Source organism: Bacillus zhangzhouensis (assembly GCF_000715205.1).
In the GTDB taxonomy this organism is placed as follows: Bacteria; Bacillota; Bacilli; order Bacillales; family Bacillaceae; genus Bacillus; species Bacillus zhangzhouensis.
Genome location: NZ_JOTP01000016.1, coordinates 36,315 through 57,967 on the forward strand (window position 1 = coordinate 36,315; position 21,653 = coordinate 57,967).

The 21,653-nt window shown below is 40.5% G+C and carries 21 protein-coding genes; 5 read left to right on the forward strand and 16 right to left on the reverse strand.

What is annotated here, in order from left to right:
* Positions 1 to 11 precede the first annotated feature (11 nt).
* A complete protein-coding gene (locus BA70_RS13240; RefSeq protein ID WP_008341672.1) occupies positions 12 to 491 on the forward strand; it encodes a MarR family transcriptional regulator in 480 nt (159 codons plus the stop codon).
* A gap of 22 nt (positions 492 to 513) precedes the next feature.
* On the opposite strand, the gene BA70_RS13245 is transcribed toward BA70_RS13240, so the two are convergent.
* The 6 genes from BA70_RS13245 to BA70_RS13270 form a co-directional block, all read right to left on the reverse strand.
* Complete coding sequence (locus BA70_RS13245) at positions 514 to 798, reverse strand: hypothetical protein (RefSeq protein WP_034323093.1); 285 nt, start codon at positions 796 to 798, stop codon at positions 514 to 516.
* 12 nt (positions 799 to 810) lie between these two features.
* On the reverse strand, positions 811 to 1,338 hold the full coding sequence (locus tag BA70_RS13250; protein ID WP_034323095.1) for a YfiT family bacillithiol transferase: 528 nt from the start codon (positions 1,336 to 1,338) through the stop codon (positions 811 to 813).
* A 10-nt stretch (positions 1,339 to 1,348) separates the two neighbouring features.
* Positions 1,349 to 2,356, reverse strand: a complete 1,008-nt coding sequence (locus tag BA70_RS13255; RefSeq protein WP_034323098.1) for a zinc-binding alcohol dehydrogenase family protein — start codon at positions 2,354 to 2,356, stop codon at positions 1,349 to 1,351.
* Positions 2,357 to 2,446: 90 nt separating this feature from the next.
* Complete coding sequence (locus tag BA70_RS13260; protein ID WP_034323100.1) at positions 2,447 to 2,950, reverse strand: hypothetical protein; 504 nt, start codon at positions 2,948 to 2,950, stop codon at positions 2,447 to 2,449.
* A gap of 297 nt (positions 2,951 to 3,247) precedes the next feature.
* The gene (locus BA70_RS13265; RefSeq protein ID WP_034323103.1) at positions 3,248 to 4,003 is read right to left on the reverse strand and encodes an anti-sigma factor; all 756 of its coding nucleotides are present in this window, start codon (positions 4,001 to 4,003) and stop codon (positions 3,248 to 3,250) included.
* Positions 4,000 to 4,566: an RNA polymerase sigma factor gene (locus BA70_RS13270; RefSeq protein WP_034323105.1), complete on the reverse strand. Its 567-nt coding sequence runs from the start codon at positions 4,564 to 4,566 to the stop codon at positions 4,000 to 4,002. The genes BA70_RS13265 and BA70_RS13270 overlap by 4 nt, the downstream gene beginning before the upstream one ends.
* Before the next feature lie 357 nt (positions 4,567 to 4,923).
* On the opposite strand from BA70_RS13270, the gene BA70_RS13275 reads away from it, so the two are divergent.
* The gene (locus tag BA70_RS13275) at positions 4,924 to 5,250 is read left to right on the forward strand and encodes a YnfA family protein (RefSeq protein WP_034323106.1); all 327 of its coding nucleotides are present in this window, start codon (positions 4,924 to 4,926) and stop codon (positions 5,248 to 5,250) included.
* 78 nt (positions 5,251 to 5,328) lie between these two features.
* On the opposite strand, the gene BA70_RS13280 is transcribed toward BA70_RS13275, so the two are convergent.
* From BA70_RS13280 to BA70_RS13310, 7 genes are all read right to left on the reverse strand, one after another.
* The gene (locus BA70_RS13280) at positions 5,329 to 7,044 is read right to left on the reverse strand and encodes an ABC transporter ATP-binding protein (RefSeq protein ID WP_034323109.1); all 1,716 of its coding nucleotides are present in this window, start codon (positions 7,042 to 7,044) and stop codon (positions 5,329 to 5,331) included.
* 12 nt (positions 7,045 to 7,056) lie between these two features.
* Positions 7,057 to 7,986, reverse strand: a complete 930-nt coding sequence (locus BA70_RS13285) for an ABC transporter substrate-binding protein (protein WP_034323111.1) — start codon at positions 7,984 to 7,986, stop codon at positions 7,057 to 7,059.
* 138 nt (positions 7,987 to 8,124) lie between these two features.
* On the reverse strand, positions 8,125 to 9,708 hold the full coding sequence (locus BA70_RS13290; protein ID WP_034323113.1) for a helix-turn-helix domain-containing protein: 1,584 nt from the start codon (positions 9,706 to 9,708) through the stop codon (positions 8,125 to 8,127).
* A 71-nt stretch (positions 9,709 to 9,779) separates the two neighbouring features.
* Complete coding sequence (locus BA70_RS13295; protein WP_034323116.1) at positions 9,780 to 10,823, reverse strand: NAD(P)/FAD-dependent oxidoreductase; 1,044 nt, start codon at positions 10,821 to 10,823, stop codon at positions 9,780 to 9,782.
* 152 nt (positions 10,824 to 10,975) lie between these two features.
* Positions 10,976 to 11,605: a rhamnogalacturonan acetylesterase gene (locus BA70_RS13300; RefSeq protein ID WP_034323118.1), complete on the reverse strand. Its 630-nt coding sequence runs from the start codon at positions 11,603 to 11,605 to the stop codon at positions 10,976 to 10,978.
* A 147-nt stretch (positions 11,606 to 11,752) separates the two neighbouring features.
* Positions 11,753 to 12,217, reverse strand: coding sequence for a DUF6884 domain-containing protein (locus BA70_RS13305; protein WP_034323121.1), 465 nt, complete (start codon positions 12,215 to 12,217; stop codon positions 11,753 to 11,755).
* The gene (locus BA70_RS13310; RefSeq protein WP_051691153.1) at positions 12,214 to 12,762 is read right to left on the reverse strand and encodes a VanZ family protein; all 549 of its coding nucleotides are present in this window, start codon (positions 12,760 to 12,762) and stop codon (positions 12,214 to 12,216) included. Before BA70_RS13310 ends, BA70_RS13305 begins: the two co-directional genes overlap by 4 nt.
* Positions 12,763 to 12,961: 199 nt before the next feature.
* On the opposite strand from BA70_RS13310, the gene BA70_RS13315 reads away from it, so the two are divergent.
* The 3 genes from BA70_RS13315 to BA70_RS13325 all read left to right on the forward strand — a co-directional run bounded on the left by BA70_RS13315 (position 12,962) and on the right by BA70_RS13325 (position 14,272).
* Positions 12,962 to 13,540 (forward strand): TetR/AcrR family transcriptional regulator, encoded by a 579-nt coding sequence (locus tag BA70_RS13315; protein ID WP_034323149.1) that lies wholly within the window; start codon positions 12,962 to 12,964, stop codon positions 13,538 to 13,540.
* A gap of 71 nt (positions 13,541 to 13,611) precedes the next feature.
* Positions 13,612 to 13,956, forward strand: coding sequence for a DMT family transporter (locus tag BA70_RS13320; protein WP_034323123.1), 345 nt, complete (start codon positions 13,612 to 13,614; stop codon positions 13,954 to 13,956).
* Between the two features lies 1 nt (position 13,957).
* Positions 13,958 to 14,272 (forward strand): DMT family transporter, encoded by a 315-nt coding sequence (locus BA70_RS13325; protein ID WP_034323125.1) that lies wholly within the window; start codon positions 13,958 to 13,960, stop codon positions 14,270 to 14,272.
* Between the two features lie 56 nt (positions 14,273 to 14,328).
* On the opposite strand, the gene BA70_RS13330 is transcribed toward BA70_RS13325, so the two are convergent.
* The 3 genes from BA70_RS13330 to BA70_RS13340 form a co-directional block, all read right to left on the reverse strand.
* A complete protein-coding gene (locus BA70_RS13330; protein ID WP_034323128.1) occupies positions 14,329 to 14,664 on the reverse strand; it encodes a hypothetical protein in 336 nt (111 codons plus the stop codon).
* Complete coding sequence (locus BA70_RS13335; protein ID WP_051691154.1) at positions 14,657 to 15,211, reverse strand: class D sortase; 555 nt, start codon at positions 15,209 to 15,211, stop codon at positions 14,657 to 14,659. The genes BA70_RS13330 and BA70_RS13335 overlap by 8 nt, the downstream gene beginning before the upstream one ends.
* A gap of 69 nt (positions 15,212 to 15,280) precedes the next feature.
* Positions 15,281 to 21,433: a SpaA isopeptide-forming pilin-related protein gene (locus tag BA70_RS13340; protein WP_034323133.1), complete on the reverse strand. Its 6,153-nt coding sequence runs from the start codon at positions 21,431 to 21,433 to the stop codon at positions 15,281 to 15,283.
* Positions 21,434 to 21,653 lie beyond the last annotated feature (220 nt).

The following is a 21,653-nucleotide window of genomic DNA, read 5'->3' on the forward strand; positions in this document are numbered from 1 at the left end:
AGTGAACAAGCGTGGAATATAATATTCATGACACCACCGTATTAAAAGAAGAAATTCTATCTCCAGAGGAAAAAAAGACATGGGTGCTTTATATGAAAGTGCTCACTGCTGCAGGTCTTGGAGATGTTTCTGAATGGATGAAGCTTGATATGAGTATGCCTCAAATGAAGGTACTCATGCTGCTCAATAACCATGGCTCTCTTAAGGTATCCGAAATTGCTGAAAAAATGGGGGCTTCTTTGTCCAATATGACAGGCTTGCTTGACCGTTTAGAACAGTCTAACTTTGTCGAGCGAAAGCATTCTGAGCGTGACCGGCGAATCATTGTCGTAGAACTGACAGAGGAAGCCAAAAATATTTTCAGAAGTATTTATCAAAAAGGACACGAAAAAATTAAAAATTCCCTGCAACGGCTCAATGATGAGGAAAAAGAAAAAGTCAATGAAGGGCTAGCCATCTTAGAAAAAGCACTGCGCCCTGAACGTGGCTAAAAATGAAAAGGGAAAAAGACGGTCACTTGAGGTCCGTCTTTTTTATTTCTTCTTGTACTTGTCGATCTGGAGTGAAGAGAAATTTACGAATGACTTCCCTGTCATCCCATAAGAGATAACCTACACCGATGATGAGAAAAATGATGCTGATCCACGTCCCGCCAGGCAGCAGATGTTCAAGTTCCTCAATCGTTCTTTCTGAGCCTAAGCTGTTACTATAGCGTATCTCAAACAGAACGTATTTTGCTATATAAAACAAGGCCGCCATACAGATAAACATGGCGCCGACAATTTTTCTACCAGACATGTGTCTACTCCTTTAATTCCACTGATTTCTTTTGATTAATTCCGTCACATGGGCAAGGTGGTGCTGTGAATGCCAGACATACTTGCCTGTTGCATCATATAAGGACACCGTTTGTTGATCGGCTGAGTGATAATATGCAGCGCTAAAGTCTTCCTCTGACATCCCGCGAAGCAAGGTGCACCACCTGCGATGCAGATTGTTGATCAAGGGCAGTGATAGACTGATGGGTGCCTTGCTATCTGGAAGGGAGGCAAATGCCTCCTGATCATATGGACGTATGTGTGGTGTATCTTCTGTGAGAGCGAGTTTGAATCGCAAGTAAGCATTCAGGTGGCTGTCCGCTACGTGATGAATGAGCTGACGGACAGTCCACCCTCCCGGCCGATACGGTGTATCCAGCTGAGCATCTGTCAACTGTGCAGTCACTTCTTCATACCGTTGAGGGATCGCTGCTAACTGATCAATCCATGCCTCAAGCTGTTCTTTCGTTTGTGTTTCAACTGGTTTATATAAGCCAATCGGATATTGTAATGACGTCATATACTTCCCCCTAAAACCCTTCTAGCACAAATTTACCAATCATCTTCCCTTGCTCAAGCGTTTGATGTGCCTGCTTCAAATGGACAGCATTGATCGGGCTGAGAACCCTTGTTAAGGTATGTGTTAATTTTCCCTGTTCAAATAACTCACTCGCTTCAGTTAAAAGCTCGTGCTGCTTGATCATATCTGCTGTTTCGTACATAGGCCTTGTGAACATGAATTCCCATACAAATGCAGCACTTTTATTTTTGAGCAATTGAATGTCTAAATGATGTTGATTTTCAACAATCGTACAGATCGTACCTTGGGGTTTAATCGCTTCTGCCATTCCTTTAAAATGCCCATCTGTATCATTTAAGCATAAAATGAAATCCACTTCGCCAATCCCTTTTTCCTGAAGCTGCGTGAAGAGCGGCTGATGATGGTCAATGATATGATCGGCACCTAATGACAGACACCACTTTTTTGTTTCTGGTCTTGATGCGGTGGCAATCACAGTTGCCTTCGCTAATTTGGCCAGTTGAATGGCAATCGAACCCACCCCGCCTGCACCACCGATGATCAGCAGTGTCGAGCCTTCTGCATTCTGCTTCATATGCATCCGGTCAAATAACGCTTCATATGCCGTAATGGTCGTAAGAGGCATCGCAGCTGCTTCTGCAAAAGAAAGATTTGCAGGCTTTTTCGCGACAATTCTCTCATCCACAAGCTGGTATTCACTATTTGAGCCCTGACGCGTAATATCTCCTGCATAGTACACGTGGTCTCCAGGCTGAAACAACGTACAATCTTCGCCTACTTCAACAACCGTGCCGCTTGCATCGTAGCCAAGAATTTTCAATTCTTCCTCCTTCTGATCCTTCGGTGACCTCACCTTTGTATCCACTGGATTCACCGACACAGCCTCTACCTTCACCAGTATATCTCTGCCAGCTGCTTTAGGCTTTTTTACCTCTTGATCCATCAGGCTTTGCTCATTATCAATCGGCAAGTACTCAAATAGTCCAACTGCCTTCACTCGCTCGCACTCCCTTTCTCCATGCTTCTTTTCCACATTTTATCATAATTTTCTGATGTTGATAGGTGGATCAACGGAGCGATGTCACATTTATGACCGCTTCAAAGCCTTTCGCTCCCTCGCAATGTAAGAAGGACGAGCCTTTTTCAAAGAAGGAACATAAGTGAACCAGCTCTTTGATTTAAAGAATAGCTGAACGTAATAAAACTGAACGTGCTGCAGGAAAACGATGATCAATAGAAAAATAGTGAATGAGAGGGTAAAGTTATCTGCCCCTCCCTGTATCCATTCGCTGATAAAGAAAGCCACAAAAACGATCATGATGAGCTGTTCGAGCCTTTGCACAAGCTGAACAAAGACATACCCCCGTTTGGATATGTCGCCGGACTGGCGCTTCCTGATCTTTCTCGATTTGTAAAACCAAATGATACTTTCTGCTAAGTTATGAGTCATAAAAAGAGCGATGATGGCTATCAATAAAGGAGATGGGGTGTAAAGGACTTGGATGACAAACGGAAACACTAAAAAATATAATGCGGTAAATGCGTGTCTAACAAATAAGAGAAATAGTTCTTTTTCTATGTATGTTTTCATGTGTTTCACCTCCCTAAGTACTACGTCTCATTTTTTTAAAAGTTTCCTCTACCTATCAAAAAAGGATGCCTTGAAAAAGGCATCCTCAGCGTGTAGACAAACCCTCGCATTCGTTGTCAGTCCTGCGTGCCGGTGCTCACGAATATTTCATTCGCTCCGCTCCGGTACTCGTCCTTCCTAGACTTCAAGGGCTTTCTATCACGCTGAAAAGAAACAAAGTGCTAAAATAAAGATCATTTTAGCGCTTTGTCAACAATCTGAGGATGCCTTGAAAAAGGCATCCTTCATGAATAAAACTTAAAATGCAGCACTTAGTACGACAGGACCTTGCGGAAGCTGGTTATCCTTTTTTGGTTCAAGGGTGACAGCCACGGTATCCCATGATTCGCTTGCTTCTTTTTCAGATAACGCATAGGTGACGGTGCCTTCCCCTTTGCTATCTGTTTTAAAGGCACCGGCTGGAATCGGCTGATCTCCTTTAATGAGCCATACTTGATAAACAGCAGATGAATCAAGCTGATCCTTTAACCCGTCTGCACTCACAACAAGCTCTTTTTTGCCGTTATGCTCGATCACTGAAAAAGCACCCGTTGTTTTAGGTGATGCGGCAGATGCCAGTGACTTTGTCGCAACAACTCTTACAGGTTCTTCCGCCTGTTCTTTTCCATTCGTCAGGAAATACACGTTTCCAGCTGCAGATATGAGAAACAGTGCCGCAACGAGTGGCAATAGCCACTCGTTTCGCTTCTTTTGTGGCAGTTTGATCTCGTTTCGTTCAGGTACGACCTTGATCTCTTTTTTCTGGTTGGTCTTTTCTGTGACTGTCTCTGACGTCTCATCTTCAAACACTTGGGATAAAATGCGATCTTTCATCCCCGCCGGAGGTGTTTGGTCACCTGCTAAAAACGGAATGTCAGACATGAGTGATGTCAATTCTTCAAGCTCTTCTTTGCAAGCCGAGCAGTGCTTGATGTGCTCTTCAAATTGCGCCTTTTCTTCTCCTTGTAAATGCCCGTTGAAATAATCAATCACTTGATGTTTACACTGAGTCATGCCTCTTCCTCCTTTCCTCCGCGAGACAGTCTCGTTCGTAAATGCTTCAATGACAATCGAACCCTTCCCTTCACCGTTCCAATGGGGATGCCTAGCTTTTCTGCAATGCTCTTTTGTGTCATTCCATTAAAATAGACATCTTCTATAATGGTTTGCTGTTCTTTTGACAATGTAGATACTGCTTCACGTATGATTTGTTTTTCCTCGTTCCATTCCACTTCTTTTGACACATCTTCTTGATGATCTGCCAAGTATTCAATATGCTCATCTTCTAGTGCTGTTTCGTTCCGGTGTTTTCTTAGGAGATCAATGGCTGTGTTGCGTGAGATCATGAATAACCACGAGGAGAATTTCCCTTTATCCGTATTGTATTCTCCTATGCCGCGCCAAAGCTTGATAAAGACTTCTTGAAGCACTTCCTCCGCGAGCTCACGGTTTCCAGTCATTTTATAAATAAACGAATATAACACCCGTTCATAGCGATCGTACAACATTTCAAGCGAAGGCTTGTGACGATCATATTTGATCTTGTGATACAGCTCAAAATCCTTCAGTGTGTCCATAGTCATCTCCTTCCTTTTTCATGAGAAAGAGCATGCTGCATTCATCATGAAATCCTTCACGTATTGCTTATATTACGAGATTACAGTGATAAGCCTACTTTGTACTTTACTCTTTTTTTAAGGAGAAAAAAAGAGCGCTGAAAAAGGAAGTGTGCTCCTCATGAGAATGTACTTACTTTACGAATTGACAGACCGTTTGGATCACTTATGCTAACAAAGTCAAGAATCCATGTGTTACCATTCACTATTCAGTTGATTTTAGCAAACTCACGAGAGTCTCTCGATTCAAATCGGGTGGAACGCATTCTTTCATGGTGTCATAATAGAACGTAAATAGGAGAACTGGAGTGTACGTCAATGATTGGAACGATTGTCCTTTTTTTATTAGCTGGTTTAGCTGAGATTGGCGGCGGCTATCTTGTCTGGCTTTGGCTGCGTGAAGCAAAACCCGTCAGCTACGGGATCGCCGGAAGCCTCATTTTGGTCGCTTATGGCGTCATCCCCACCTTCCAACAGTTCCCAACCTTTGGACGGGTTTATGCTGCCTATGGCGGGGTTTTTGTCATTCTCGCTGTGTTTTGGGGATGGTGGGTGGATCGAAAAACACCTGATTTGTACGATTGGGTAGGCGCTCTTATTTGTTTAATAGGTGTGAGTATAATGCTCTTTGCCCCTAGAAACTAGGGCAAAAGATTGCGATACTTGTCATGAGAAAAAAGCCGGCGCTCTTTTGCCGGCTTTCACATTTCTCCTAATGGATTTTTATGCCCCGAATTGTGTTTCATAAAGGCGCTTATATAAGCCATTTTGCGTTAGTAATGTTTTGTGATTTCCTTGCTCTGCAATGCCACCTTTTGTCACAACAACAATTCGATCTGCATGTTGAATAGTTGCAAGGCGATGCGCAATGACTAGCGTCGTTCTACCTTCTGAAAGCTCTTCTAGTGATCGCTGGATCGAAGCCTCTGTTTCAGTATCTAGTGATGAGGTCGCTTCATCCAGTATTAAAATAGGTGGATTTTTCAGGAAAATACGTGCGATTGATACACGCTGCTTTTGTCCACCTGACAGCTTGACGCCTCTTTCACCAATCATTGTATCAAGACCTTCGGGCAGAGATTCGACGAGTTCTTTTAGCTCTGCTTTTGACACCGCCTGCCATATTTCATCCTCAGTTGCATCAAGCTTGCCATAAAGAATGTTCTCTCGAATGCTCCCATTAAATAAATAGACGTCTTGTTGGACTATTCCAATTTGTTGACGCAGTGAAGACAGCTTCATCTGTCTACTATCAATGCCGTCTATCGTAATGGTTCCAGATTGCCATTCATAAAACCTTGGTAATAAACTGCATAGCGTTGATTTACCAGCACCGGAAGGACCTACAATGGCAACCGTTTCCCCTTGTTTGATCTCCAGATTAATATGCTCAAGGATCAAACTGTCCTTCTCATAACCAAAGCTGACATCATGAAATGTAATTTCACCTTTTAGCCCATCGACATGAATCGCATCAGGGACGTCCTTTTCGTCTGGGGCTTGATCTAAGAGCGAAACAAATCTCTTAAAGCCTGCGACTCCCTTTGGATACGTCTCAATCACTGAATTAATTTGTTGAATGGGTCCTAAAAAGATTCCAGATAGCAGGACGAATGAAATGAATTCACCATAGGTCATATTCTTTTGCATCACAAACCATGTCCCGCATACAAGTCCAAAGATGGTGACGCCCTTCATAAGCAGGTGACTAATTGAAGCGTGTAATGCCATCATTTTGTATGTGGTTAATTTCGTTTGTTTAAACTGTTCATTGTGTTCAATAAAGCGATCAATTTCATGCGTTTCATTCCCAAATGCCTTCACTACTCGAATTCCGCTCACATTATTCTCAACCCTAGCATTGAATCGACCAATGCTTGAAAACATGTGATCAAAGGCAATCGACATTTTCTTCGTAAAATAAACCGAGAGCCATATTAAGAATGGAACAATGAGAAACGTGAGGACGGCAAGCTGCCAATTAATTGATAGCATCAGGGCAAATGCACCTGTAAGAGTCATCATTGCAATAAATAAATCTTCAGGCCCGTGGTGAGCAATTTCACCAATATCCATTAAATCGTTTGTCATGCGTGAAACAAGCTTTCCTGTTTTCTTTTGATCAAAGAATCGAAAGGACATTTTTTGTACATGGGTGAATAGCTGACTTCTCATATCTGTTTCAATATTGATACCTAGCTTATGTCCGAAATATGTCACCACATAATTCATCGCTGAGCTGACGACATAGACTGCCAGTAAAATTCCACTCCAGATGAGAATCATTTCCCAGTTTCTGTTTGGGAGAAGGTCATCTACAACCATACTGATCGCGAGTGGAAATGATAATTCAAGTAGTGCCGCTATAACGGCACAGGAAAAATCTAATATAAACAGCCCCATATATGGCTTATAATAGGAGAAAAATCGTTTTAACAAAAAGCAGCCCCCTTACTTCTGAGATAAGTCAGTCAATATCTCAACGTATTTTTCTGCTTGATTGGCGATAGCTATTGGATCAAATGGCCAGAAATACGCAATATCCAAGTCATGTACTTGATTCTTTTTCACTGCTTTTAAGCTTTTCCATATTGAATTGCTCTTATCGAACGTACCTCCGTTGGCTTCATCAACAAATATATAATCACCTGCATATTTTGGTAGCACTTCATATGAAATATGTTCAAATCCTGACTTTCCATTTAAAACAGTGTCTGCAACATCTTTTGGCGGCTGAAGCTGCAATTGTTCGTAAAGTGCTTGTCCACCTCGATAGATACCATTCCCATACACATAGACATCATTTTTAAATGCACCCAAGATTGATACTGTTTCGCCATCTTTGATGACTGTTTTCACTTTCTTTCTAGCAGCTTCTATACGTTGATCAAATTTTTTCAAAAACGCTTTTCCTTCTTCTTCTTTATTCAAGATGCTGGCTAATGTAGTGATCTCTTCTTGTGAATTTTTAAATACACCGAACGGATAAACAATCGTTGGGGCAATCTTTTTGTAGACGTCAAGTACCTTTTCATCGTCTACAGCTGAAATGATGAGGTCTGGTTTTAAGCTTGCCACCTTTTCGGCGGAGCGTTCATCACTAATGTCTGCCACACCATCCACTTTGCCTTTAAGATGTATGTTTTTTAAATCTTGTGTTGTGGCACCAACCGGTTTTACCCCTAGTGCAACAGCACTACCCAAATAGCCATCTACGAGAATACGCTTTGGATTTGCTGGAATCTCGACCTTGCCTTTCACTGTGTCGACCGTTTTTGTTTTTTCTTCGGCTTTTTTACTTTCTTCCTTTTGACCGCAGGCTGCTAGTGCGAATAACAATACTAAAGCCATTAAACTAAGAAATATGCCTTGTTTTTTCATAACTGCTTTTCTCCTCCATATCATGATGAATCACTGAGAATCATTATCATTTATTTGTCTCTCGTATTCTATCAACCGCTTGTCTATCGGTCTATGGATAATCGTCATAACTTGTTTATGGACAATTGTTAGATACTCTTATTCTTTTATTAAAAATTGAGAGAATCGTTTCATGATTTCTATCGCCCGTTCCCCTTCACCAAATCTAAATTCTTCTAGTTTTAACAGGTAGAATGTATTATTTTGCACTGCGGGTAAATTACGCAGGACATCACTTTCCTTCATACGTTTGTCCATATGTCTGTACCATCCATTCCGAACAGCCACAATAAAAAACATATGATCTGCTGCATAATCTGCTAAACGCTCAAGCGGAATCACAACATGTTTATCAGGTTTCAGCACCTCCTCTTGAATGGCTTCAGGGGGCATCACCCCCAACGTTTTATATAGGTTGATTGCTCCTCTCGCATGAAAAGACCACATATACACCTTGTCATGTCCCCTTATCTCATATAAAGCAACCGTTTCCTTTTTTTTCAAAAACGGCGTCAAGCGAGCTCTTTCTTTCTGCGCTTGCTTCTCATAACGCTCCACCCATTGCTTAGCTTCTTCGCTCCTTCCGATGAGGCTACCTAAACAAAGTACCTCCTCTACAGGACTCAGGCGACTATATGGAAAAACAAGCACAGGAGCGATTTTCTCCATGCGTTTCATCCATTCTCTATTTGTATAGAAATAATCAGGCATTAAAATGAGGTCTAAGTTCATGTCCTTCAAAACGTCGTCAGGTGTATGCTCATGAATGACGAAGACATCACTGAGTTGACCTTGAAGCACATCTGAATAAAGAGCAATATCTTCTTCCATGCAAATTGGTTTCACTCCAAGCGCAAGCAAAGAGCCTACAAACTGAAAAGCAGCAATTCGTTTTGGTTGGCGACTCAGTCGATACTGACTAGGCGATCTGCCCGTTTTTTGACGAAATTTTCTGCTGAAATAGAGGCTATCAGTATAGCCTACTCTTTGTGCAATCGCCTGAACCTGTTCATCGGTTTTGAACAATAGCTTTTTTGCTTCATCTATTCGAATTTGTGCAATATAATCTGTGACACTCATTCCAACGCTTTTCTTAAAAAAAGTAGAGAAATAGCTTTCATTAAAGCCCATTTTATGTGCTAAGTCCTTACGGGTCAGTTCTTGTTGGTAATGCTCTGCAATGTATTGAAGAATCATTTGAATTGAATAATGATCCGCATCAGTTGTTTTTTCATTTTGTTGCTGGAATATTTGCAGTACTAGCTTTAGTAGCTTCACTTGGCTACTTTCTGAATAAGAGAGGTCACTTAAACGTTTAATATGATGAAATAATACCGGTGAGCCCATCACCACTTGCCCGTTATCAGGCAGGGTATCATAATTGATTTTATAAATTAATTCATCATCAGCATCATTTGTGAGCATGTAATGTTCAAATGAAACAGCAAAGACTGTGACTTGCTGATGAGATAAAGAACGGATGACAACGGGGATGTGAGATCGTATAAACAGGCTATCCCCACCGTCAAGCTCGTACTCCATTCCTTCTAGCTGAATGACAACGGTACCATCAGCTGTTAAAACGCTTGGTGATTTTGTCTGCCATCTGTTCGTTTGTTTTGCTTTCAGACACATCTGAATTTTCTTTTTCACATGTAGCATCGTTTCCATTTGTGCGTTCATCCTCAGATACCTCCTTTCAGCCATAAAAAAGGTGATGCCGTTGCGGCACCACCCTTCTTGTTTTGTTTTTTTTAGCGATCTGCACCGGCTGCCAGCAATTCTTTGTTTTTTTCCTTAAAACGTTCATTATGAGAAGATACATACGCCACTTTCTCCGCATCTGGTTCGATATATAATTTCGCACTATTTAGTGCGTTCACACCATCTACAAACGTTCCTGCAATCAAGCGGACCTTGCTTTTATGTGTACATAAATCACCTACTGCATACACACCTGGTAAATTGGTCTCCATCTGCTCATTCACTTCAATGAGTCCCCATTCACCTTGCTTTAATCCCCATTCTGCAAGAACACTTAAATCGCCTTTCATGCCGTGGTTGACAATGACTGCGTCTGTTTCAATACGTTCTTTTTCACCTGTTTCTAAATGCTGAACAGTGACAGCTTCGATTTCTTTTCCGTTTCCATGTAGGTCCGTTAATTCATGTGGGGTTAAAATACGTGCACTTGATGCTTTCATATTCGCCACGTTTTTTTCATGTCCACCAAACATATCTCTGCGGTGTATAACAGTGACACTTTTCGCAATTGGCACAAGGGCATTTGCCCAATCCACCGCAGAATCGCCGCCCCCAGAGATAACGACTCTTTTTCCAGCGAAGGTTTTGAGCTCCTGAACCGTATAATAAAGGTTTGTTACTTCGTAGCGATCTGCATTTTCAACCTCCAGCTTTCTTTGAACTGGAATACCATGCCCCATTGCCAAAATCAAGGTTTTGGTTAAATGACGATCACCATTTTCGGACGTAATCAATATATTTCCATCTTCTAAGCGATGAAAGTCTGTTATTTTTTGATTTAATGCAATGACAGGTTCAAATGTTTTGGCTTGCTGTTCAAGCTGTTTAATTAATTGCTCTCCTCTTGTCGGCACTAATCCGCCTACATCCCAAATGACTTTTTCTGGGTAAAGGAGCACTTTTCCTCCAAGGGTTTCATTGTATTCAAGGACCTTCGTTTTTAAATCACGCATTCCGCTATAAAAGGCGGTATACATGCCAGCAGGCCCACCACCGATAATTGTCACGTCAAACAATTCAAGTTGCTCTGTCATTCGTGTCCCTCCTGTTTTGTAGCTATCTATGCCAAATAAGTGATATTGATTCTCATTATCATACATATTCATTGTAGTCTACAGGAGTAAGTGGTGGCAATAACTTTCTACAAAATAAAAAGACGAGTCCTAAAACTCGTCCTAAACGTAGCTTAAACAAATGACAATCCAAGATCTTTTAGTTCAAGTGAAACGAGTCTTGCGATGGCATCTGCACCTGTTTTTGTAAAATGTGTACGATCATCAATACCAGTTGAAAGCATAAAATATGATGCTGTCTTTTCATGACCTGATGCCTGATAAAAGTCAAGACTTGCTTTCATTAAATCAACGATCAGCACTTGTTCTTCATCAGCCAGCTCCTTCATCGCCTCACAATATGCAGGAAAATCATTGACATATACCCCATTCTCTTCATGAAAGCGGCCGACAGGTGTCAGGAGTAAAGGGTTTGCCCCTTTTTCTCTAGCCCCTTGAATGTATTGTGATAAGTAGGCCTTATACGTAGTAAAAGGGTCAGTATGTCGCTCCGGTTTTTTGGTGGATGCATCGTTATGCCCCATTTGGATAAAAAGCCAGTCGCCTGGTTGAATCTTGGCTAATATGTCGTCGAGCCGCCCTTCTTCAATAAACGTCTTTGAGCTTCTGCCTCCAATTGCCTTATTGATCACCGACACATCATTTGCAGTATAGAGGTGGAGAAATTCCCCCCAACCTCCTTGAACAGGACGATCTGGGTAAGAACAAACGGTCGAGTCACCAGCTAAATAGATGGTTGTCATGAGTACTGCCCCCTTTTAATATAGGATCCATTTTCATTCATTCGTCGATAGAAAAGGTGAGCTGATCTTTTTAGTATTGCTTACAAATAATTCGCTTTTCATTCTTTAAAACCCTGCATAGAGAGACATTAAGGAATCATTTTTCCTTCAATCATGTGCTGTTAGTTCTGTGCCTGATTCTGTTGCTTCTTTTATTGCTTTTAACATATATCCAATTCCTTTATATGGTGCGAGTGGGTAATTCGCATGCTGATGGTCTAGCAGAAGTGGATCAATGACTTTTCTAAATTTTTTCCCGCCAAGCACCACCAACTCATCAAAGGCTGTTAGCTGTTTTTCATAAAATTGCCGTCGGAGCTGTTCTTCTGTAATGAGCTCTATATGATTTGTACCGAACGTCACATCATAATTTGCAGGAATAATGTCGTCTTTATGTAAGAATCCGTACTTTCCTGATAGAATCACCCAATCATCAAAAAACGTTTGTGCATAGGTTTTTGTTCGTTGATGTAGTGGGCTTAAATACACAAGATGTGCTGGCTGGCTACCGGCCTCTTTTGACACATCCCATATTTTCTTTGCTCCACACGGAATGATACAAATTCGTTTCACCTTAACACCCCCTTTTTGCTTCGATATAAGATGTAGACCATGCAACCAATCGCTGTACCAAGCGTGTTTAAGATCAAATCATCAACATCACTACTTCTTGTAATGATGCCATATGTAGAAAACAACCATTGCAACATTTCAATACTTGTTGATAAAAGAAAACCTGTCAAGATCGCTTTCTGCCATGTCATTTTTTTAAAACCGCAAAAAAGCAAAAAGCCAATCGGTACAAATAGCAAAATGTTCCCTATGATATTTAAGTAAACGAGTGCAGGGTAACCATGATGCAGTGCATGAAAATTTTGATAGATCGAATGAAGTGGAATGAAATTGACACTCACTTGATCTTTTGCTGCGGAAAATTGATTGGGTAATACCGTTAAATATAGCAATGTGCTCGTATAAAAAAACAGAAATGCAAGGGCAGTTTCTGTGAACAAATACATGGATTGATTGCGCTTCTTTGTATACCTGAATCGCATGTAAACAAACAATATAACAAGTAGCAATAAGGAGCCGATTGGAAGTGATGATAATAATTTCATAGATGTGTAGCTCCTTTCTATTTGTTTATTAGATTGCTTGGACATATTACAGCCTATTCATACAGTCCATCATCTATTCATAGGTTATCCCTGATTGTACTACAGTCTATATGAGGTTAGCACTTCAAAAGGGCTATTGACAAATCGTCAGTTTCCCGCTAAACTGACTGACATTCAGTCATTTAAGGTCGGTGATGATATGTCAAAACGAGAAAAGATTATGCTTGCTGCCATTGACGCGTTTAAAGAAAAAGGAATTGAAAAGACAACCATTTCGGATATTGTGAAAGCAGCAGGGGTAGCGCAAGGAACGTATTATTTATATTTTCCTTCAAAGCTGTCTGTCATGCCTGCTATCGCAGAGCATCTGATCTCGGAGATGGTGCCTGCAATTGAAAAGGAATTAACTCAGCATGCAGATGTCCTCGATCAAGCAGATGCGCTTGTTGAATTCATATTCTCTTTTACAAGAAAATACCATGATGTCCTTGCCCTGACCTATTCAGGTTTAGCTGCCACCGAGCATTTAAAGGAATGGGAAGATATTTATGAGCCGATTTACAAATGGATCGCCACTTTTCTAGAAAAAGCAAAGCAGGACAAAAGAGTCCGCGCGAACTTGAATTGTCATTACGCGGCGAAATTCATTATCGGTTTACTTGAATCGTCAGCTGAGCAAATGTATTTATTTACAGAAACAGATACAGAAGAGGTCCTTATTCAAAAACGAGAGGTCAAGCAATTTCTCGTTTACGCACTTGGCATAGAGACACCTTAAAAAGTACAGCACATGCTGTACGTTCTTTTTTGGTCTCGAAATGACGAATCGTCAGTTTTAGGAGGAATAACATGAGGAAAAGCTGGATGTATGTCGCACTCACTTGTTTATTCGAGTTACTTTGGGTGTTTGGTTTAAATAAAGCAGATGCTGTGTGGGAGTGGGCGATCATTATCTGCCTCATCCCGATTGATTTTTATTTTTTAATGAAAGCTTGTGAGAAGCTGCCGACAGGAACGGTATACGCCGTATTTGCCGGAGTTGGAACAATCGGTACGTCTATGATGGATTATGCGCTGTTCGGCGGTTCGTTTTCATTCAAAAAGCTCTTATTTATGGGGATATTGGTCCTCGGCATTATTGGATTAAAAGTGTCTGATGGAGATGCACATGAGCAGAAAGGAGAAGCGGTATAATATGGGCTGGTTTTTTGTGTTGTTAGCCTCTGTCTGCGAAATCGGCGGAACCATTGGCTTGAGTATGTTTAGTAAGAAAAAGCAAATCACTACAGGCCTACTATTTGTCGGCGGTTTTGCCTTATCCTTTTTGTTTTTATACGCTTCGTTCTCTTCCGTTCAAGTATCCGTCGCTTATACGGTCTGGATTGGACTTGGAACTGCGGGCTCTGTCTTGTTCAATATGATTCTCTTTAAAGAACCGAAAAACATGATTCGGATGCTCAGCCTGCTACTGATTGTCATTGGTGTGGTTGGACTGAAGTTATTTGCGTGATTCAATCATGACAAAAAAGGAAGGGAGTAAAAAACCCCTTCCTTTTTTAAATTCGTTTAATGTGCGCAGTTCTGCTCAAGCAAGAGATCCATTGCGTAAAACGACTCGCCTTTCTCATCCAATAAAAAGTACACAATCAAAGGGTCTCCAAAAGATGCTGTCTGTTGAGTGAACAAAACACAGGTAAATTTCTCGACACCAATCGGAAGCTTTCTTTTTAATAAAGGATGAAGAATGGGTGAAGCCCGAATGGTATCCACATCAACATCCCAATGTTCGTCTTTTAAGGTGGGATAATGCTCCGATAACAATTGGTGCAACATGTCTATCGTCAACGTCTTCTTTACTTCTTTTCCACCGTACTCAGCATCTATTATTTTGTTCTTATGCATCCGAAATACGCTCACCCTTTTGATCATTTGTACGTATACCTTTTAAGACAAAGCGTTTCTTGCCATCGAGTGTGCAAGTGATCAATGTCAGTTCATTTTTTTCACGATCTTTTAATACATCAACATCCGTCGGCTCAATCGTAGCAGAGCTGACAATTTGATATTCGTATGTTTCCCCTTGATGATGTAAGATGACTTTTTCTCCTTTAGGCACCTCTGGCAGCTGTCTAAAAAGCCGATCACCTCTATAGCCTCTATGGCCTGCAATTGTAAAGTTCCCTTCACCTGGTAATTGGTGAGGCTTGATTTGAGTCAGTGCAATGCCTAAATTTTCTTCTGATGTGACAGGAAGCACTTTTTCGTTTAAATCAATTGACGGGATCTCTAGTTCCATGACATCACGCAGGTCTTCCTCTGACACAGTTAAATGTGGAATGGAAGAAAGGTTGTCACTGTCATTCTCTTTAATCATCTTTAATGCCCGTTCCATTGCCGCAGCCTCTTGAGTTGTTCGCCATTCATATATAAGAGGTACGGAGATGAGCATCAGACCAATGAACACCAAAAAGCAGCCTAGTAAGGTTCTTGTTTTCGTCAATAGACTCGTTCCTTCCTTTTACTGAGTGGCTCTTCTTCTGACAACAAGTAGAACAGTGCCTGAAGCGACTAATAAAATACCTGCATACATCAAATAGCGCAGCCATTCTTCCCCAGTCTTTGGAAGCTCATCGTTTGTATGATGAGGCGGGTTTTGATCACCTTTATGAGAGCTTGGAGGATTGGAATGATCCTGTTCATTCTTCACTGGTGAATTTTTCACAATCATTGTCTTGATCTCCACTTGGCCCATTTCAATTGTAAACTCGATTGGCTTCTTTAAAGGAACGTAACCATTTGGTGCTCTCGTCTCTGTGAGTATATAATCACCAGGTTTAAGCCCTTTTACTATGGTTTCTCCGTCTTTTCCGGTTGTCACAGATTGTATGGTTTTTCCTGCTTTTTCACGAATGTCAAAGGCTGCTCCTTTTAAGGTTCTATCTGTTTGCTGGTCTACCTTTATGATACGCAGACTTCCTAAGATCAATTGATTCTTCGCTGTTAATTGAAGTGGCTGCTGCTGATTTTTCTCAATGGTAAATAGGATCGGTTTGTCATCTAATTGATAGCCATGCGGCGCTTTCGTTTCAATGAATTGATAATCCCCTGGTTTTAGGTCATTGATGTTGATTTTACCCGCTTGATCAGTTACAAGTGATTTCTGCAACGTTTTTCCTTCTCCATTAAGAAGAGAAAACTCTGCATTTTCTAGCTTATGTCCTTTATCATCGACTTTGGTCAGTTCTACTGCTCCCGGTGTAAGCTGATTGATCATTTCTACTTTTGCCGGTTTGTCTTGACCTAGATGAATTGTAAATGGGATAGGTGTCTGATCCAATTCATAGCCAGCAATGCTTGCTGTTTCGACAAAGCGATAGGTTCCTGGCTTCAGTTGATCAACAGTCAATTGACCGTTTTGGTCTGTTTTCAATCCTTTCTTGATTCGCTTATCATGCTCATCGATTAGATCGAAGGTCACTCCAGTGAGTAACTGACCATCCTCTCCTTTTTTCTGAAGCTTCACAGCGCTTGTCATCAGGATATTTTCTTTTGTGACTTTGACCATTTTACTCGGGTTGAAATCGATCTTAAAGTCTACTGGCTCTGAATCCAGTTCATGTCCGAATGGTGCCTTCGTTTCAACCAATTGGTAGGCACCTGGTCTTAAATCGTTCACAGTGATGATGCCTTTCTCGTTGGTTTTCAACCCCGACATTAATTCTTTACCATTGTCATTTAAGAGTGTAAATTCTGCGCCTTTGAGCCTTTCTTTTTCTTCCCCTATTTTTGTCAGTTCAACTGAACCTTTCTTCAGCTGATTGATTGCCTCAACATGAATCAGCTCTTTTTGGCCTAGTTTCACCTCAAATACAAGTGGTGTTTCGCTCAATTCATAGCCTTCAATACTCTTTCTTTCAACAAATTGGTAGGTTCCTGGTTTTAGACCTGAGAACACGATCTTTCCATCTTGATTGGTAGCGATCCCTTCTCCTCCTGCCACTATTTTTCCGTTGGCATCAGATAGATCAAAGACAACACCTTCTAATGATTTCCCATCTTCCCCTTTTTTGTGTAACAAGACCCCGCCTGTTGTTCGGCTATTTTCTTTTGTGACGCTTACCATCTTCTGAGGATTAAATGGAATAGCAAAGGTGACAGGTGTTTCATCAAGTTCATGACCAAATGGAGCTTTCGTTTCAACAAACTGATAGGTTCCTGGTTTAAGATCGTTGATTGTGATCTTCCCATCCCGATCTGTGACGAGACCAGCTTCAATCTCTTTTCCATTTGCATCTAAGAGCTTAAATTCTGCTCCTTCAAGCACATCATTCTTTTCGCCGAGCTTCGTGAGCTGGACAGCTCCCGTTTTTAAATCATTGATTACTTTCATCTCTGTCGGGGTTTTTTGTGCAACTTCGATGGTAAAAGGATAAGGTGTACTCTTCTTTTGATAGCCCTCGACACTCTCTGTCTCCACTAGCTGATATTTACCTGGTTTGAGGTTGTTGATGAATAGCTTTCCATCCTGATCTGTTTTCAATTCTTTACGAACGACTTCGCCATTCTGATCAATCACTTCAAAACGAACACCTTGAAGCTTCTTGCCATCTTCCCCTTCTTTCATCACTTCTAATGCACTTGTTTGATAAAGATTCTTTTTCGAAATGATGACCGGCTCTTTTGGATCAAGCGGAACTTCAAATTTGAGCGGCGTATCATCTAACTCATAACCTTCAGGTGCTTTTGTTTCGATCAACTGATACGCACCTGGTCTTAGTTCGTTCATTGTGATCTTGCCGTCTTTTCCTGTCACAAGCGTTCCATCCAATTCATGCCCATCTTTATCTAAAAGCTTGAATTGTGCGCCTGCTAGTCTTTCCCCGCCTTCACCCATTTTGCTCAGTTCTACAGAGCCTTTGACAATGTCATTCACTGCGGTTACTGTGGTTGTTTCTGTTTGATTCTCTTTGATTGTGAACGGCCATTTCTGAGTATTTAGTTGATAGCCTTTCGGTGCTTTTGTCTCAACAAAATAATAGGAGCCTGGCTCAAGGTCTTTGAAAAGGATTTCTCCATTTTCATCTGTTTTCAAATTGGTTTGAATTGTATCTCCAGCTTCATTCTTGAGTTCAAATTCCGCATTCTCTAATGCCGCACCTGTATCTTTGTCTTTTTTCGTCAATTTGACATGCTGCTTAATTTCTTGGTTCTGCACGGTCATGACGTTTCCTGTTTTCGCTTGATCTCCTGATTCGTAAGGCTGATCAATTGATACATGGATCGGTTCATTGCTCTTGATATAACCATCAGGTGCTTTCACTTCTGTTACTGTATAGTCACCATACAATAGACGATCAAATATGAGAGATCCTTCTTCATCTGTCGTCTTTGTTCCAATGACGATTCCACTCGCAGTATCTAACAAGGAGAAGCTCGCTCCTTTTAGCGCTTTTCCACTACTCGCATCTACCTTTTTAATGGTTAAAGCACCAACAGCTCCCGTTCCATCTCCCATACCAGCGGTGCGTTTTACAACAATTGAGGCTTCAGATTCTTTTTTTATTTCTTGAACATTTTCACCTCTAAACGTCACTTCGTTTTGAAGTGTACTTCCCACCTTATCTAAAATAAGAGATTGGTATTCTAGGATATACGGTCTGGTGATTTCTTCTTTAAATTGGATTTGAAAAGAATCTGGATTGAGTTCGAGGTTTAACTCAAAATCCTTTCCTTTTTCCAGTTCATCCTTTTTTGTCACTTGCCCCTTTTCATCTATTGTCGTCGTATAGAGATGAAAAGAATTTTCTATTAATGCTTGGTTCGCACTTGGATGATCTATGATCGTTGCATCTTGCACTGTTGATTGACCAAAGTTGATATTCAGTCTCCAATCAATCACTTTCCCTTGTTGATTTCCGGATTTGCTCGTGTATTTCCCGCCATTTGGAATAGAAACCGTGGCATTCACATCAGATTCTTTTGTGTTTCCTTCATAAAGAGTCGCTGTATTCTCATACGTTTTCTCTACTAAATTCATCCCTTCAAGACTCGTCTTATATGTGATCTTGTATGGTGAATCGATTGCTTTTTTGAAGATAACTTCGAATCCTGTTTCTCCTTTTGCATTTTCAAGGAATTTGATTTCATAATCTTCTTTCGCTAAAACCTCTTTTTCTTCAGTGCCATTTTCTCCACCTTGTAGATCAAGCGAATAAATTGTAATTGAATCTTTTATCAAGCGCTGATTCCCTTGGATGAAATCTTCAATTCTCGCCTCATCTAAATGTTTCAGGTTATAGTTCACACCAATATTCCATGTGATCTCTTTCGTTTTCGCATTGTAGGACCCATTTTTAAAGCCATTTGATTGTGTATATGTGTCAGGCGTGAAAACAGAATCGTTTTCCTTCGTCAGGTCCTTCCCATCTTCATTGGTCCATTCAAGCTTCACATGATTACGCAGATTTTTTTGATCTTTATCCGCTCTTTTTTCATAATCAAATGAAGTTGTATACGTGATGGTATGCTCAGTCTTAATTTCTTTTGCAAATTGAATATCAAACCCATTTTCATGCTCGACGATTTGATAATCAGTGCCCTCTTCAAGCACTGTATTCCCTGTCATGACCTTCAAACTATCCTTTTGCAGCGTCAACCCTTCATTTGTGAAAGTATCTTTTATTGTCAGATTGTTCATGGTTTGTTGATCTTTGTTGAAGGTGATACTCCAAGGAATCGTTTTGTTCTTGTAGTTCGGTGTTCCATGATGTTTCGTCAAGATCTGTTGATCAATTCTTTGATTGGCTTGTTTGCTCTGATCGCCAGTCGTCACGGTATTTACAATTTGTTCAGCCTCGAAAATGCGCTCAGTGGCTTTTGTTTGATACGTGATGAGATAGGCTGATTGAATATCATGATTGAATTGAAAAGCAAATCCGTTTTGATCTCCCTTTTTTTGATCTTGAATGGTGTAACCTTCATAATCCTTTGTTCCTGATTCAGCGCCATTCTGATCAATTGTTACTTCCTTCACTTGAAATGAACCGGAAATGAGCTCCTGTGTGCCATTAAAAAAGTCCTCTAAAAAAGCATCCTTTTTGGCAATCGTCTTTTCGTTGTAGTTATAACGAATTTCCCATGTAATGGTCTGGGTCACTGGATCGTAGTGAGCGGCCCTTTTTTCTAAAGGACTGCCTCTTGTTACATTTACTGTTCCTTCTGCAGCACTAATTACCTTATCAGCGGAGACTAGTGATGCTTTATTACGAAACGTAGACTGATCCTGATCTGTGATGTCAGTCTCATATACTAAACGATAAGCAAGGTGCACTTCATCTTTGAATTCAATCGTGAAATCTTGACCATCTGCTGTTTGACCTATTGTGTAGTGGCTTTCATCAACCAGTTGGCCAATCGATGTTTCACCATTTAGCTTTGTATCAACGCGATAAAGCTTCATTGAATCTTTTTTCAAAGATTGACCGTTTTGAATCGGATCCACTAGCTTGGCTTGCTTGACATCATCTAAGTCCATATTAAAATCTACTGTCCATTGAATGGTTTCAGCATTGTACGATCGATTTGGCTCTCCCTTTTTTGAAACGTTTGGACCACTTGGAAGGTAATTGATGGGAATAGAGACGGTATCCTTGCCTTCAATCGGGGTAATAATGATTTCTTTGTCTTCAGTGATGACTGTTTGTTGATCTAATTTCGTCCAAATTTGGAGCGTTCCATGGATGTTTGAATATTGCTTAATAAAATCAGTGAACTCTATGGAGGCATTTCCACTTTCATCTACAGAAAAATAACCAATGGTCGCCTGATTAAATTTCATCTCAAGACGATTGATTTTTTCGTAAATGACTAATTCATCTGGAACCTTGAAATGGAATTCATCTCCGCCAGTGTAGCTATGCCCATTCGGAAGTGCCCACTCATAGTTCATCGAAATAAGCGAGTTAATATCAGGCCTATCGACTGGATTCCCTTGCTGATCTTCATACATTAAATGAGCATCAGTGAGAATATTTTCTTTAATAAGCGTTTGCTGAGTAGCACTTTGTAATCCTAAACTTTTAGATACTTCGACTTTATTTTTTAGCAACTCATCCTCATTGCTTTGTTTTTGTTTCGGTTGAGTGTCTTCTTTCACCTTGCTTGTATTTTCTTGCTCCGCTTTTATTGAGTCATCTGTAACAAGGTTTTCTTTAGACTGATTTTGCTTTGTTTCTTCTTTTTGTTCCGCTGTACTGGTTATATCAAATACGAATGATCCTTCTAAATTGGGATCAAGCTCAACATCTTCTTTCAATACTACCGTCACTTCATTTTGTTTAGAAACGGTATAATCGCCAACATGTATTTGATTGACAATGATCGAATCTTTTTGTTCCTTCTCTACCTGAACTGTTGAAGGAAGAGAGAGAACATACGGATATCCTTTTTTTATATCGATTCCTTTGGTTGACCAATGCACAATGGCTTTACTGATTTTCTGGTCTTCATTGTCTGATAAAATATTCCCTTCGTTGTCAGCGAATTCAATGCTGCGATAAATGTCTTTTTGTTGAAATTCCTTAGCTTGTGCATTTGCCAAAGGCAAGATTCCTAATATACTAGACTGTATGACTAATACAATGATGAGAGTCAGTGACAAAATTCTTTTCAATCCATTCACCCTTTTCTTAAATCAATTTCAAATCAAGTTAAATCACCCTTAATTGTGCTGTAAAAACTCACCCCGCTTATTCATGAAATATTTCCCAATAAAATCACACCTTAAGACCCTATGCATTCAAAGAGAAAAATAATACTTCGTATAAAAGATGCTCATGTGAATGAATCATGTGGTGGAATAGTGGTCGTGGAAAAGTGGGGAATGTTGAGAG